Annotated in this window: 18 protein-coding genes; all 18 read left to right on the plus strand. The window is 37.9% G+C overall.

The annotated features are described in order from the left end of the window. Positions 1-82: 82 nt before the first annotated feature. Positions 83-682 (plus strand): thymidine kinase, encoded by a 600-nt coding sequence (locus RDN22_RS09460; protein WP_308557775.1) that lies wholly within the window; start codon positions 83-85, stop codon positions 680-682. 17 nt (positions 683-699) lie between these two features. Beyond that, a complete protein-coding gene (gene prfA, locus RDN22_RS09465; RefSeq protein WP_308557777.1) occupies positions 700-1,788 on the plus strand; it encodes a peptide chain release factor 1 in 1,089 nt (362 codons plus the stop codon). Then, positions 1,781-2,626, plus strand: coding sequence for a peptide chain release factor N(5)-glutamine methyltransferase (gene prmC / locus RDN22_RS09470; RefSeq protein WP_308557779.1), 846 nt, complete (start codon positions 1,781-1,783; stop codon positions 2,624-2,626). The genes prfA and prmC overlap by 8 nt, the downstream gene beginning before the upstream one ends. A 5-nt stretch (positions 2,627-2,631) precedes the next feature. Continuing rightward, positions 2,632-3,633, plus strand: coding sequence for an L-threonylcarbamoyladenylate synthase (locus RDN22_RS09475; RefSeq protein ID WP_308557781.1), 1,002 nt, complete (start codon positions 2,632-2,634; stop codon positions 3,631-3,633). An 86-nt stretch (positions 3,634-3,719) separates the two neighbouring features. Beyond that, positions 3,720-4,349 (plus strand): uracil phosphoribosyltransferase, encoded by a 630-nt coding sequence (gene upp, locus RDN22_RS09480; RefSeq protein WP_308557782.1) that lies wholly within the window; start codon positions 3,720-3,722, stop codon positions 4,347-4,349. A gap of 122 nt (positions 4,350-4,471) precedes the next feature. Continuing rightward, positions 4,472-5,185, plus strand: a complete 714-nt coding sequence (atpB, locus tag RDN22_RS09485; RefSeq protein ID WP_308557784.1) for a F0F1 ATP synthase subunit A — start codon at positions 4,472-4,474, stop codon at positions 5,183-5,185. A 26-nt stretch (positions 5,186-5,211) separates the two neighbouring features. Next, positions 5,212-5,436: a F0F1 ATP synthase subunit C gene (atpE, locus tag RDN22_RS09490; protein ID WP_308557800.1), complete on the plus strand. Its 225-nt coding sequence runs from the start codon at positions 5,212-5,214 to the stop codon at positions 5,434-5,436. A gap of 56 nt (positions 5,437-5,492) precedes the next feature. Beyond that, positions 5,493-6,002 (plus strand): F0F1 ATP synthase subunit B, encoded by a 510-nt coding sequence (atpF, locus tag RDN22_RS09495; protein WP_308557785.1) that lies wholly within the window; start codon positions 5,493-5,495, stop codon positions 6,000-6,002. Further along, entirely contained in the window at positions 6,002-6,550 is a 549-nt protein-coding gene (atpH, locus tag RDN22_RS09500; RefSeq protein WP_308557786.1) for an ATP synthase F1 subunit delta, read from the plus strand. The genes atpF and atpH overlap by 1 nt, the downstream gene beginning before the upstream one ends. A 14-nt stretch (positions 6,551-6,564) precedes the next feature. Beyond that, entirely contained in the window at positions 6,565-8,076 is a 1,512-nt protein-coding gene (gene atpA / locus RDN22_RS09505) for a F0F1 ATP synthase subunit alpha (protein ID WP_308557788.1), read from the plus strand. Positions 8,077-8,086: 10 nt separating this feature from the next. Next, entirely contained in the window at positions 8,087-9,049 is a 963-nt protein-coding gene (locus tag RDN22_RS09510) for a F0F1 ATP synthase subunit gamma (protein WP_308557790.1), read from the plus strand. 22 nt (positions 9,050-9,071) lie between these two features. Next, the gene (gene atpD / locus RDN22_RS09515) at positions 9,072-10,511 is read left to right on the plus strand and encodes a F0F1 ATP synthase subunit beta (protein WP_308557792.1); all 1,440 of its coding nucleotides are present in this window, start codon (positions 9,072-9,074) and stop codon (positions 10,509-10,511) included. Between the two features lie 11 nt (positions 10,512-10,522). Beyond that, complete coding sequence (locus RDN22_RS09520; RefSeq protein ID WP_308557794.1) at positions 10,523-10,963, plus strand: F0F1 ATP synthase subunit epsilon; 441 nt, start codon at positions 10,523-10,525, stop codon at positions 10,961-10,963. A 60-nt stretch (positions 10,964-11,023) separates the two neighbouring features. Further along, positions 11,024-11,254, plus strand: a complete 231-nt coding sequence (locus tag RDN22_RS09525; protein WP_308557795.1) for a DUF1146 domain-containing protein — start codon at positions 11,024-11,026, stop codon at positions 11,252-11,254. An 83-nt stretch (positions 11,255-11,337) separates the two neighbouring features. Continuing rightward, on the plus strand, positions 11,338-12,327 hold the full coding sequence (locus RDN22_RS09530) for a rod shape-determining protein (RefSeq protein WP_308557797.1): 990 nt from the start codon (positions 11,338-11,340) through the stop codon (positions 12,325-12,327). Positions 12,328-12,340: 13 nt separating this feature from the next. Then, the gene (gene yidD, locus RDN22_RS09535; protein WP_013437593.1) at positions 12,341-12,634 is read left to right on the plus strand and encodes a membrane protein insertion efficiency factor YidD; all 294 of its coding nucleotides are present in this window, start codon (positions 12,341-12,343) and stop codon (positions 12,632-12,634) included. A gap of 8 nt (positions 12,635-12,642) precedes the next feature. Beyond that, complete coding sequence (locus RDN22_RS09540) at positions 12,643-12,870, plus strand: DUF2969 domain-containing protein (RefSeq protein WP_052542920.1); 228 nt, start codon at positions 12,643-12,645, stop codon at positions 12,868-12,870. Between the two features lie 21 nt (positions 12,871-12,891). Beyond that, on the plus strand, positions 12,892-14,085 hold the full coding sequence (locus RDN22_RS09545) for an FtsW/RodA/SpoVE family cell cycle protein (protein ID WP_308557799.1): 1,194 nt from the start codon (positions 12,892-12,894) through the stop codon (positions 14,083-14,085). Positions 14,086-14,178: the final 93 nt, after the last annotated feature.

Genomic DNA, 14,178 nt, shown 5'->3' on the forward strand with positions numbered 1-14,178 from the left:
AAGGAAAAATATATCTTTCTGGTATGTAGAAAATACATAAGCTTCTACATATTTCCATGTTTTATATAGCAGGACCCGAAAAGTGGCGCAATTATTTTTTCGTTATGGTGCAATGAGCAGTGGCAAGACGATTGAAATATTAAAGGTAGCGCACAATTATGAGGCACAAGGCCGCAAAATTGCTTTGATGACTAGTGGTCTTGATAACCGTAGCGGTGTTGGTACGGTTGCTTCAAGAATTGGTCTTCATAGAAAAGCTATTCCAATCACCAGTGAGATGAATTTGTTTGAATATATAAAAAAGATGAACAATCATGACTTAGCTGATGGTGATGGGAAACTTGCTTGCGTTTTAATTGATGAAGCCCAGTTTTTAAAAAGACATCATGTCTTAGAATGCGCTAAAATTGTTGATGAGTTTGATATACCTGTAATGACATTTGGCCTTAAAAATGATTTTCAAAATCATTTGTTTGAAGGCAGCGAGAATTTATTGATTTTTGCTGATAAAATAGAAGAAATGAAAACCATCTGTCATTATTGTGGTCATAAAGCAACAATGAACTTGAGAATAAATAATGGCAAACCTGTATATGAAGGTGAACAAGTCCAAATTGGTGGAGACGAAAGTTACTACCCTGTTTGTCGTTATCACTATTTTCACCCAGGTAAGAAGAGATAGAGAGGATAATTAATTTTATGGATAACGTTATGGCTCAATTAGAGGGTTTAGTAGCCCACTATGAAGAACTGCAAGAAATGATGGCCGATCCTGAAGTTATTAGCGATACTAAGCGCTACATGGAAATTTCTAAAGAAGAAGCCGACTTGCGTGAAGTTGTACAAAAGTATAGAAAGTACAAGCAAGATAAAAAAGAATTAGAAGATAACAAGAAGATTATTGCTAATGAATCTGATGCAGATTTGATCGAAATGGCTAAAGAAGAAAATTCAGAAATTGAAAAAGAAATTCCTGAATTAGAAGATCAAATCAAGATCTTGATGCTTCCAAAAGACCCTAATGATGATAAAGATATTATCATGGAAATTCGTGGAGCAGCTGGTGGGGATGAAGCTTCGTTATTTGCTGGCGATTTGCTTAGAATGTATGAAAAATACGCCGAAAGACAAGGTTGGAAGGTTTCATTAATTGACTCTGAACCAACTGAAGTTGGTGGTTACAAGCGTGTTGCCATTATGATCACTGGTGACAAGGTTTACTCAAAATTGAAGTACGAAAACGGTGCTCACCGTGTTCAACGTATCCCAGTAACTGAATCTCAAGGTCGTGTTCATACTTCAACTGCAACTGTTGCCGTTATGCCTGAATATGAACAAGTAGATATTGATATCGATCCAAAGGATATTCGTGTCGATGTTTACCGTTCAAGTGGTGCCGGTGGTCAGCACATTAACAAGACTTCTAGTGCCGTTCGTATGACTCACTTGCCAACTGGTATTGTAGTTGCCATGCAGGATCAACGTAGTCAGCAACAAAACCGTGAAAAAGCTATGCAAATTTTGAAATCACGTGTTTATGACTACTACGAAAGTCAAAACCAAGCTAAATACGATGCTAAGCGTAAAAATGCCGTAGGTACTGGTGATCGTTCAGAAAGAATTAGAACTTACAACTACCCACAGAACAGAGTTACTGACCACCGTATTGGTTTGACTATTAACAAGCTTGACCGTGTTATGAACGGCGAACTTGATGAAATTATTGATGCATTGATTCTTTACAACCAAACTAAGCAATTGGAGGAGTTGGCTGATAAAAATGCCTAAGTTGACTTTAAAGCAAATCAGAATTAAGGCAGGAGAGACTGCTGAGGATGCTCGCCCAGAAGATATTGATTATGTTTTGGCCGAACGTCTTAATTTGACGCCTAGTGAATTTGAATTAAAGCAAGATATGGTCTTGTCAGAAGATCAAGTTAAGCAAGCAAATAAAGATATCAAAAAATTAGCTAAAGGCGTTTCACCACAATATATTTTGGGCTACGCTTGGTTTTTAGGCTACAAAATTATGGTGCAGCGCGGCGTATTGATTCCACGTTTTGAAACTGAAGAATTAGTGGAATGGGCATTAAAGTCACTTAAAGATGGTGATAAAGTGCTTGATTTGGGTACAGGCTCAGGCTGCATTACTGTTGCACTTGCTAAAGAAGCAGAAAAAAAGGGTATAAAAGATTTAACTCTTTATGCTAGTGATATTACTGACAGTGCTTTAAGAACAAGTGAGGAAAACTTCTTAACTTACGATCTTGATGTAACTACACGCAAGGCTAATGTTTTAATTGGTCTTGAAAAGTTTGACAAGATTATTTCTAATCCCCCATATATCAAGACAAATGAGAAAAAAGATATGGATCAAAATGTCTTGCAAAATGAACCTAAAGAAGCTCTTTTTGCAGGTCAAGATGGATTAGCTTTTTACAAGCAATTTGCTAAACAAGTTCGTGATCATTTAAATAGTCACGGTGAATTTTTCTTAGAATTTGGCTTTAGCGAAGAAGAGCAATTAAAAGAATTATTTGCTAAAGAATTGCCTGATTTTGATATTGAATTTAGAAAAGACATGGCCGGCAAACCACGCATGGTTCATGGAAGGTGGCAAAAATAGGAATTATGGAAACGAAGATTTTTAAAAAGGATCAACTTGATGAAGCTGTTAAGTTGTTAGCTAAAGGTGAATTGGTTGCTTTTCCTACAGAAACAGTTTATGGCTTAGGTGCTATTGCAACTAATGAGAAGTCTGTTAAAGGCGTTTATGCAGCTAAGGGTCGTCCTAGCGATAATCCTTTAATTGTAACCGTATCTGATGAAAAAATGATGGAGCGCTATGCTAAAGAAGTTCCAGAACGTGCTAAAAAGCTAATTAAGCACTTTTGGCCAGGTCCATTGACACTTCTTTTATTTGTAAAACCAGGCACGCTTCCTGATGCTGTAACTGGCGGTCTTAAGACCGTTGCTTTTCGTTGCCCAGATGACCAATTAACTCATGATTTGATTGCTAAGCTTGGCTATCCAATTGTAGGACCTTCTGCTAATACTTCAACTAAGCCAAGCCCTACAACAGCAGAACACGTTTACCATGATTTAAAGGGTAAAATTGCGGGTATTATTGATGGCGGTCCTACTCGTGTGGGGCTTGAATCAACTATTATTGATTTATCAGTTGAAACGCCAATCGTACTTCGTCCTGGTGAAATTACTCCAGAAGAATTGAGCGAAGTTTTAGGTGAAAAAGTCTTAATTAATACTGGCAAAGTTTCTGATAAAGATGTGCCAAAGGCACCAGGAATGAAATATCGTCACTATGCTCCAAGCGAGCCTGTAGTTGTAGTTGATGATCCAGCTGATTTTGCAAAAATTGATTTTAATGAAAAAACTGGTGTAGCTGCTTTAGGCTCAGTTTTGGATAAAATTAATTTGGCTGATGATAATAAATTTGATTTAGGTAAAAATTTAGTTGATGCTGACCATAATTTGTTTGGGGCCTTACGTTATTTTGACGATAAAGACAATATTGAAACAATTTATGTGCAAGGTTTCGATGAAGGCGAAGAAAGTTTAGCTTATATGAACCGTCTTAACAAGGCAGCAGGCGGTCATCATTTGAATAAATAAAAAATAAAACGCAAAGGGCTTTAAACCCTTTGCGTTTTTGATTAAAATATTTAATGAATTATGTTATTTGTTAATAGGAGGCATATATGGGAAAGTTCGTAGTTTTGGATCATCCATTGATTCAACACAAATTGACAATTATTCGTCGTAAGGATACGGGTTCAAACGAATTCCGTAGAATTGTTGGTGAAATTGGTGGTCTGATGACCTATGAAATCACTAGAGACTTGCCACTTGAAGATGTCGAAATTGAGACACCAATGGGTAAGACAGTCCAAAAAGAAATTGCCGGTAAGAAATTGACAATTGTGCCAATTTTACGTGCTGGTATGGGGATGCTTAACGGTGTTCTTGAAATGGTTCCATCAGCTAAAATTGCGGTTATTGGTATGTACCGTGATGAAAAGACTTTGAAGCCACATGAATACTTCTTCAAGGCTCCAAAGGACATTGCTGAACGTGAATGTTTGGTCGTTGATCCAATGCTTGCAACTGGTGGTTCTGCTAATGATGCCATTGCTGCATTGAAGAAGCGCGGCGTTAAGGAAATAAAGTTGACAGTTTTGGTAGCAGCTCCTGAAGGTATTAAGGCTGTTCAAGAAGCAAACCCTGACGTTGACATTTACGCTGCAGCAGAAGACGAAAAGTTAATGGATAACGGTTATATCTTCCCAGGTTTGGGAGATGCCGGTGATAGACTCTTCGGTACTAAGTAATCCCTTTTTCCGAAAAAATATTTGCTCTAATGCGCTTTCATGTTACACAAAGGAGATATTTGGTGTTAATATGATTTACGTGTTCGAGTTTTATTCAACACGAGAAGGGAGGTCACGAAGTAATGGAGAAATCATTTGTTTTTAAATTCATGGGCTTGAATTTTGATCTTACTGGGATCATTGGTTCAACGCTAATGGCTTTGGCAGTTTTCTTTCTCTGCTTTTGGCTTGCAAGAAAAGTCGAAATGAAACCAAATAAAAGACAAAATGTATTTGAATATATACTTGATTTCACTAACGGCATTGTAAAAGATAACGTTAGCGATGTAGATGCTCAAAATCACTTGTCTTTATACGCTTTCGTTTTGTTCCTTTTCATTTGGTTCATGAACCAATTGGGTATGTTCCTCGAAGTCAAAGTTGATGATTGGGTATTTGTTAAATCACCAACTGCTGATCCAGTAGCGACAATGTCGTTTGCAATGATGACCTTGCTTCTATCGTTCACATTCGGCGTACAAAGATTTGGTGTAGGCGGATATTTAAAGAATTATACGCGACCAGTTGGTTTTATGCTTCCAATTAATTTAATTGAAGAGTTCACCAACTTCTTAACCTTATCATTGCGTCTTTATGGGAATATATATGCTGGTGAAGTTTTGCTAACTTTAATTGGTAATGATCTAGCACATGCTGGCGGACCATTTACGTTGATTCTAGCAGCTCCATTAGCCATGATTTGGCAAGGTTTCTCTGTCTTCATTGGCTCTATCCAGGCATATGTTTTCGTAACTCTGTCAATGGTTTACATTGGTAAGAAAGTTACTACAGAATAAATTTTTGGAGGTATAAATTTATGTTTATGTCACAAGCTTTTAAATATCTTGCTGCTGCCATCGCAGCTGGTTTAGCTGCCTTAGCTGCATCATTGGGTAACGGTAAAGTTATTTCAAAGACTCTTGAAGGTATGGCTCGTCAACCCGAAAGTGCAGGTAACTTAAGAGCAACAATGTTCATCGGTGTTGGTTTGATCGAAGCCGTTCCTATTTTGGCTATCGTTGTTGCCTTCTTGATTCTTTTCCTTTAATAAAGACTTTTACTTTTTGTTTGAAGGATTTAAGTATAAAGAGAGAAGGGCAGTAAATGACTATTCAAACATTGTTTGCAGCCTCACATCATATTTACCTAGGTAACGCCATCTGGTATTTAATTTGTTTTGCCATCTTGATGCTGTTAATCAAGCACTATGCTTGGGGCCCAGTATCAGACATGATGGAAAAGCGGCGGCAAAAAGTTATTAGTGACTTGGATTCAGCTGCAAGTAATCGTAAAAAGGCTGAAACGCTTGCTAATGAGCGTGAAGCTGCCTTGAAGAACTCAAGACAAGAAGCAACTCAGATTCTCTCTGACGCTAAGGCTAATGCGCAAAACACAAGCAAAGAAATCGTAGCTAGTGCTAACGAAGACGCTACAGCAATTCGTAAAAAGGCAAATGAAGAAGCTGCTAAAGCTAAATCAGATGCTTTGAATGCTGCACGTGATGAAGTAGCTGATATTTCTGTAGCAATTGCTGAAAAGGTTATTGCTAAGAATTTATCTGCTGAAGACCAAAAGGATTTAGTCGACCAATTTATTAAGGGGTTGGATGATTAATGGCTTTAAGTAGAGAAGAAATAGCTGCACGTTACGGTACTGCTTTGTTCGGTTATGCGCAAGACAATAAAGTATTGGATACAGTTTATGATGAAATGATGGAATTAAAGAAGGCAGCTATTGCTAATCCAAAATTCATCAGTATCCTAAGCGATCCTATTTTAAGTAGTAAAGATAAAAAGTCATTTTTGACTGAGGTTGAAAAAGACTTTTCAGATGAAGTACAAGGCTTTTTGAATTTATTACTTGAATATAACTGCTTTGCTGATTTAATCGATATTATCGATGAATTTGCTTTACTTTATGACAATGAAAAGAAGATCGCATCTGGTACTGCAACTACAGCAATCAAGCTAGATGATGATCAACTTAAGCGTTTGGGTGATAGTTATGCTAAGAAGTATAACTTGAACGCTGTGCGTCTTGAGAATAAAGTTGATCCAAGTATATTAGGCGGCGTAGTCCTTCAGGTGAAGGATTACGTGATTGATGGATCAGTTAGAAGTAAACTGAAGAAGATCCGTGCGCAAATAATTGATAAAAATTAAAAGAGGTGAAACCATTGAGCATTAAAGCGGAAGAAATTAGCTCCTTGATCAAGCAACAACTTGAACATTACGATGACAAGCTCGACATCAACGAAGTTGGTGTTGTAACTTACGTTGGTGATGGTATCGCCCGGGCTCACGGACTTAACGATGTATTGGCTGGCGAATTGTTAAAATTCGATAACGGTTCATACGGTATCGCTCAAAACCTTGAATCTAATGATGTAGGTATCATTATTTTGGGTCAATTCGACAACATTCGTGAAGGTGACCGTGTTCAAAGAACTGGTCGAATCATGGAAGTTCCTGTTGGTGACGCCTTAATCGGTAGAGTAGTTAACCCATTAGGTCAACCTGTTGATGGTTTAGGTGAAATCAAAGCTGATAAGACTCGTCCTATCGAAGCTAAGGCTCCAGGTGTTATGGACCGTCAATCAGTTAAGCAACCACTTCAAACTGGTATTAAAGCTATTGATGCCTTAGTTCCAATTGGTCGTGGTCAGCGTGAATTGATTATCGGTGACCGTAAGACTGGTAAGACTAGTTTGGCTATTGATACTATTCTGAACCAAAAGGGACAAAACGTAATTTGTATTTACGTTGCTATTGGTCAAAAGGAATCAACCGTTAGAACTCAAGTAGAAACTTTAAAGCGTTTTGGCGCAATGGATTACACCATTGTTGTTGAAGCGGGCCCAAGTGAACCAGCTCCTATGCTTTATATTGCACCATATGCTGGTACTGCTATGGGTGAGGAATTTATGTACAATGGCAGGGACGTGTTAATCGTATTTGACGACCTATCCAAACAGGCCGTTGCTTACCGTGAACTTTCCTTGCTTCTCCGTCGTCCGCCTGGTCGTGAAGCCTACCCAGGTGATGTCTTCTACTTACACTCACGTCTTCTTGAACGTAGTGCTAAGTTGAGTGACAAGCTTGGTGGTGGGTCATTGACAGCTTTGCCAATTATTCAAACTGAAGCCGGAGACATTTCTGCATATATTCCAACCAACGTAATTTCTATTACTGACGGTCAGATCTTCTTGCAAAGTGACTTATTCTTTGCCGGTACTCGTCCAGCCATTGACGCTGGTAACTCAGTTTCTCGTGTTGGTGGTAACGCTCAGATTAAGGCTATGAAGAAAGTTGCTGGTACTTTACGTACTGACCTCGCTGCTTTCCGTGAACTTGAAAGTTTCGCTCAATTTGGTAGTGATCTTGATCAAGCAACTCAAGCTAAGCTTAATAGAGGTCAAAGAACTGTTGAAGTATTAAAGCAACCACTTCATGATCCAATTCCTGTTGAAAAACAAGTATTGATTCTTTATGCTTTGACTCACGGTTACCTTGATTCTGTCCCAGTAGAAGATATTGCACGCTTCCAAAACGAATTGTTTGACAACTTTGACAGCAGTCATGCTGATTTGCTTAAGACAATCCGTGAAACTGGTGAATTGCCTGATGATAAGAAATTATCAGCAGCCGTTGAGGAATTCAGTGCAAGCTTTACACCAAGTGAAAAATAGGAGGTAGATTATGCCTGCATCTTTACTTGAGTTAAAGAAAAAGATCGCTTCAGTAAAACAAACCGGTAAGATCACGGAAGCCATGAGAATGGTTTCAGCATCAAAATTGAATCAAACAGAAAATCGTGATAAGGGCTATACCATTTATAATGATTATGTCCGTAAAACAATTTCTCGTTTAATCAGTTCTCAAGTCGTAGATAAACTACGTGAAAAAGATATCGCTATCGATAAGAACAATGTTGCGAAGATCGATTATACTGATGTCTTTGGTTTGGGAATTACTGCTGATATGATTCAACCACGTAAAAATATTAAGACTACAGGTTTCTTAGTAATTAGTGGTGATCGTGGTCTTGTAGGTTCTTACAATAGTAATGTCATTAAAAACATGATGAGCATCTTTGAAGATGAACGTGCACAAGGACATGAAGTTAAAGTTTTAGCAGTTGGTTCTGTTGGCGCACAATTCTTTAAGAAGAACAACGTTAATGTTGTTTATGAAAAAGATGGCGTTTCAGATGTTCCAACTTTTGATGAAGCCTTACCAATTGTTTCAACTGCAATTAAGATGTATTTAAATGGTGTCTATGATCAACTTTATGTATGTTATACCCACCATGTAAACTCATTATCATCTGCTTTTCGTGTTGAAAAGATGTTACCAATCGTTGATTTGGATATCGGCGTTAAAGAAGCTGAAGCACATAAAGAATTAGAATATGATATTGAACCAGACATTAACAGTGTGCTTACCAAGTTGTTACCACAGTATGCTCGTTCAACAATTTATGGTGCCATTTTGGACTCCAAGACTGCAGAACATGCTAGTTCAATGACAGCTATGCAGAGTGCAACTGACAATGCAAATGATTTGGTATCAAATTTAACTACAAAATTAAACCGTGCTAGACAGGCACAAATTACTACTGAAATTACCGAAATTATCAGTGGTGCAAATGCCTTAGAGTAATAAAGAAAAGGAGGTAGATGTTTTGAGTGAAGGTGAAATCGTTCAAGTAATCGGCCCAGTTGTCGATGTAAAATTCACAATTGATAAGAATTTACCTGATATTAACAATGCCTTACGCGTAATTAAATCAAAGGACGAAAGCATTGTCCTTGAAGTTACGCTTGAGCTTGGTGATGGTGTTTTAAGAACGATCGCCATGGAATCTACCGATGGTCTTCGCCGTGGTATGAAGGTTGAAGATACTGGTGCTCCAATTTCAGTTCCAGTTGGGGAAGATACTTTAGGTCGTGTGTTCAACGTTTTAGGTCAACCAATTGATGGTGGTCCTGAATTTTCAAAAGATCACCCTCGTGAAGGTATCCATAAAGAAGCACCAAAATATGAAGATTTAACTACCAGTAGAGAAATTCTTGAAACTGGTATTAAAGTTATCGACTTGCTTGAACCATATGTACGTGGTGGTAAAGTTGGTTTGTTCGGTGGTGCCGGTGTGGGTAAAACCACTATCATTCAGGAATTGATTCACAACATTGCGCAAGAACACGGTGGTATTTCCGTATTTACTGGTGTTGGTGAAAGAACTCGTGAAGGTAACGACCTTTACTTTGAAATGAAAGCTTCAGGCGTTTTAAGTAAGACTGCCATGGTATTTGGTCAGATGAACGAGCCGCCTGGTGCCAGAATGCGTGTTGCGTTAACTGGTTTGACTCTTGCTGAATACTTCAGAGATGTTGAAGGTCAAGACGTATTGCTCTTTATCGACAATATCTTTAGATTTACTCAGGCTGGTTCAGAAGTTTCAGCTTTGCTTGGTCGTATGCCAAGTGCCGTTGGTTACCAGCCAACTTTGGCAACTGAAATGGGACAATTGCAGGAAAGAATTACTTCTACTAAGAAGGGTTCAATTACCTCAATTCAAGCCGTTTATGTTCCTGCCGATGACTATACTGACCCAGCTCCATCAACCACATTCGCACACTTGGATGCTACTACTAACTTGGAACGTAGCTTGGTAGAACAAGGTATTTATCCAGCCGTTGACCCACTTGAATCTTCATCAAGTGCCCTTGACCCTGAAGTTGTTGGTCAAGAACACTACGAAGTTGCTACTCGTGTTCAACACGTTTTACAACGTTACCACGAATTGCAAGATATTATTTCTGTTTTGGGTATGGACGAATTGTCTGATGAAGAAAAATTGATCGTTGCACGTGCACGTAAGGTTCAATTCTTCTTATCACAAAACTTCTTCGTTGCTGAACAATTTACTGGTGTACCTGGTTCATATGTTCCAATTAAGGAAACCATTAAAGGCTTTAAGCTTATTTTGGATGGTCACCTTGATGACTTACCAGAAGATGCCTTCCGTGGTGTCGGCCCAATTGAAGATGTTTTGAAGAAAGCACAAGAAATGGGTGTAACTCCAAGTGATCCAGAAGCTAAAGCATTGCTAGAAAAGTAGGGTGATGTCAAATGGCAGATCCAGAAAAACTTTTTAGAGTAAATGTTGTAACTCCTAACGGAATGATTTATTCCCATCGTGGAAGCATCGTTGATGTACGCGCTGTTGATGGTGAACGTTCAATATTGTACAATCACGTACCGCTTTTAACACCACTAGTAATTAGTGAAGTTAAAGTAAAACGTAGTCGTGAAATGGGTTCAAGAATTGACCATATCGCTATTAGTGGTGGTTATATTGATTTCTCAGAAAACGTAGCTACAATTATTGCGGATAGTGCTGAACGTGCTAGAAATATCGATGTTTCTCGTGCTCAAGCCGCTAAGGAAAGAGCTGAGAAGCGTCTTAAGGAAGCACGTGAAAAACATGATGAACGTACTGTAGAACGTGCTCAAGTTGCTTTGAGACGAGCAATTAACAGAATTAGCGTTTACAATGCTAGAGGTCACTAGAGAAAGTAAAAAGACGGATGCAAATTGCATTCGTCTTTTTTTATTAATAAGGAAAAATATATGTTTCAATTAGGCGTTCATGCAATTATAAGTATAATAATTTATTTGATTGCAATCGGCTTGGCTTTTCAAGCAATGAAGGCTGTTCAATTAGATAAGATCGTTCGTAAAGGGAGAGTTTTTGAAACTCAACTTTTATACTTATTTGGGGCAATTGCATTAGGTTTTTTAGTTGGCAATTTTGTGATAACTTTTATCGATACCTCGATGCAACTCAGTAATTTGTTTTAAAGATTGTCTTAAAACAAGGACAGTAAAGGAAACTCTTAGTTATTTATGGTAAAATGGACGATGAATAATTATGGAGGGTTATCGTGGCACGAGATATAGGAATTGATTTGGGGACAGCTAATGTATTAATTAATGTCTCTGGAAAAGGTATTGTTTTAAACGAACCTTCTGTTGTAGCTGTAAATACTGATACTAACAAGGTAGTTGCAGTTGGATCAGAGGCTTATGAGATGGTAGGTAGAACTCCTGGTAATATTCGTGTAATTCGTCCGCTTAAAAACGGTGTTATTGCAGACTTTGATATTACCGAAGAAATGCTGTCTTACTTTATTGAAAAGTTAAATGTTAAAGGCTTTATGTCTAAGCCAAATATTTTGATTTGTGCTCCTACTGGAGTTACTTCAATTGAACAAAAGGCAATTATCCAAGCAGCTGAAAAATCAGGTGGTGGCAAGGTATATCTTGACTTTGAACCTAAAGTTGCAGCTGTCGGTGCAGGCTTAGATATTTTCAAGCCACAAGGTAATATGGTTATTGATATCGGTGGTGGTACTACTGATGTTGCAATTTTATCAATGGGTGAAATTGCAACTTCACAATCACTTCGTTATGCCGGCGATCGAATGAATCAAGCAGTTATTAGCTACATTAAGAATAAGCATAATTTGCTTATTGGTTCTAGAACCGCTGAACAAATTAAGATTGAAATCGGTAGTGCATTTGAACCCGATGAAGACCAGCAAGTTACTGTTCGTGGTCGTGATGTGGTTGATGGTTTGCCAAAGCAAACTACAGTTACCGCACCTGAGATTCAAAAAGCATTGGAACCAGGTTTGATGTCAATTATTGCTGCTGCTAAGGAAGTTCTTGAAACCACTCCACCAGAATTTTCAGCAGATATTATTGACCGTGGTATTATGCTCACCGGTGGTGGAGCATTGTTAAAGAACATTGATAAGCTTATTTCATATTACTTGCAAGTTCCTGTTTTAACAGCTGATCATCCATTGGAAGCAGTTGCTTTAGGTACAGGTACATTGCTTAAGAATATTGAAAAGCATCAACGACACTAAGTGAGGAGATTACTTGCGTAAGATTTTGATAGGTTTAGTGCGTATTTATCAGACACTAATTTCACCACTTTTCCCACCAAGTTGTAGATATTATCCAACATGCTCTAACTATATGATTGATGCCCTTAAAAAACATGGTCCAATTTTGGGACTAATCATGGGTATTTGTCGTATACTAAGATGTAACCCATTTATTCGTGGTGGGGTGGACCCAGTTCCTGATAATTTTACTATTTTTCGAAATCCACATCCGGAAAGGTATGAAGACGAGATTATCGCTTCTAAGTTTCATCCGGATAGCAAGTAGGAGGATTTATGTCTAAAAAGTTAGAAAATATTGATATTGAAGTTAATGAACTTAAAGGTAAGAATTTACCTACTTGGGAAGTTATTATCCCAAATAAGAAGTCCATTGGTTTAATTGAAAAAGTAGAAGGCCGTTACCGTGCTACTACTACCAAGACCAGCAATATTTTATTTGCTAATAGTCTTGAAAGTAGTATTAACGATTTGCTTTCATACTTCACATTACATGAAAAATAAAATTTAAGTAGTGATTATTTAATGGCAAAAGTTGAAAATAAAACGAGTCTGATGGACCGATTGGCCTGGAATATTATTATTCCAGTGGCAATTTTGGCTTTAATCAGTTTGTACTGTATTTATGTTGCAGCGTTAGGTGACCCTAGTCATATTGGTTCTCCTGTTAAAGCTGTCGTAATGCAGGCTCTGTGGTATTTGATCTCGATTGCAATTGTTGTGGTCGTGATGCAATTCGATGCAGAGCAGCTCTTTAAAATTGCGCCAATCTTTTTTGGCATTGGTATATTTTTACTGATAGCAGTTTTATTCCTGTATAACCGTAGTGTAGCGGCTGATACAGGTGCAAAAAGTTGGTTCAAATTAGGGCCGATTACTTTTCAGCCATCTGAATTGATGAAGCCAGCATTTATTTTGATGTTGGCTCGTGTGATCAAGGATCATAACGATAAGTATGGACATACCATTAAAACAGATTGGCTATTGCTAGGTAAAATCATTGCATGGCTTGCACCAGTTGCGATTTTGTTAAAATTGCAAAACGACTTTGGTACTATGTTGGTATTCATCGCCATTGTTGGTGGTGTCGTATTGGTATCAGGGATATCGTGGAAGATTATTGTTCCGTTATATGGGATCGTAATTGTTGGTGCGATTGCAGTTATTCTGTTAGTGGTTACTCCTGGCGGGCAATCATTCTTGAGTCACTTCTTCCAAGCTTATCAGTTTGAAAGAATCAAGTCATGGCTTGATCCATCTGGTGATACCTCTTCAGGTGCTTACCAATTATGGCAAAGTATGAAGGCTATTGGTTCAGGACAGTTATTTGGTAATGGTTTTGGCAAGGCCAGCGTTTATGTTCCAGTTCGTGGATCTGACATGGTTTTCTCAGTTATCGGTGAAAACTTTGGTTTTGTTGGTTGCGTAGCCTTAATTTTGATTTATTTATACCTAATTGTTCAAATGGTTAAAATTTCGTTTGACACTAGAAATGTATTCTATTCATACATTGCTACTGGTGTTATTATGATGATTTTATTCCACGTATTTGAAAACATTGGTATGAATATTGATTTACTGCCACTGACAGGTATTCCATTGCCATTTGTATCACAAGGTGGTTCAGCCTTGTTAGGTAACATGATTGGTATCGGATTGATCTTATCAATGAAATTCCATAATCGTGATTACATGTTCAGTACGGCTGGCGATTTCTAAAGAGATAAAAAATTTGATAAATAATAAAACCCTCGAAGTGTAGTGACCCAAGAAAATTGGACACTTTATTGATATTAAGCTATTAAGGATTGA

The organism is uncultured Lactobacillus sp., from assembly GCF_902491705.1.
Lineage (GTDB): Bacteria > Bacillota > Bacilli > Lactobacillales > Lactobacillaceae > Lactobacillus.

What these genes read in the sequence shown, in the direction of transcription:
- RDN22_RS09545 (WP_308557799.1), top strand. Translation starts at nt 12,892, where the DNA reads ATGGCAAAAGTTGAAAATAAAACGAGTCTGATGGACCGATTGGCCTGG.
- atpF (WP_308557785.1), top strand. Translation starts at nt 5,493, where the DNA reads ATGACTATTCAAACATTGTTTGCAGCCTCACATCATATTTACCTAGGT.
- RDN22_RS09520 (WP_308557794.1), top strand. Translation starts at nt 10,523, where the DNA reads ATGGCAGATCCAGAAAAACTTTTTAGAGTAAATGTTGTAACTCCTAAC.
- prfA (WP_308557777.1), top strand. Translation starts at nt 700, where the DNA reads ATGGATAACGTTATGGCTCAATTAGAGGGTTTAGTAGCCCACTATGAA.
- RDN22_RS09540 (WP_052542920.1), top strand. Translation starts at nt 12,643, where the DNA reads ATGTCTAAAAAGTTAGAAAATATTGATATTGAAGTTAATGAACTTAAA.
- RDN22_RS09510 (WP_308557790.1), top strand. Translation starts at nt 8,087, where the DNA reads ATGCCTGCATCTTTACTTGAGTTAAAGAAAAAGATCGCTTCAGTAAAA.
- upp (WP_308557782.1), top strand. Translation starts at nt 3,720, where the DNA reads ATGGGAAAGTTCGTAGTTTTGGATCATCCATTGATTCAACACAAATTG.
- RDN22_RS09475 (WP_308557781.1), top strand. Translation starts at nt 2,632, where the DNA reads ATGGAAACGAAGATTTTTAAAAAGGATCAACTTGATGAAGCTGTTAAG.
- prmC (WP_308557779.1), top strand. Translation starts at nt 1,781, where the DNA reads ATGCCTAAGTTGACTTTAAAGCAAATCAGAATTAAGGCAGGAGAGACT.
- RDN22_RS09525 (WP_308557795.1), top strand. Translation starts at nt 11,024, where the DNA reads ATGTTTCAATTAGGCGTTCATGCAATTATAAGTATAATAATTTATTTG.
- atpH (WP_308557786.1), top strand. Translation starts at nt 6,002, where the DNA reads ATGGCTTTAAGTAGAGAAGAAATAGCTGCACGTTACGGTACTGCTTTG.
- atpB (WP_308557784.1), top strand. Translation starts at nt 4,472, where the DNA reads ATGGAGAAATCATTTGTTTTTAAATTCATGGGCTTGAATTTTGATCTT.
- atpE (WP_308557800.1), top strand. Translation starts at nt 5,212, where the DNA reads ATGTCACAAGCTTTTAAATATCTTGCTGCTGCCATCGCAGCTGGTTTA.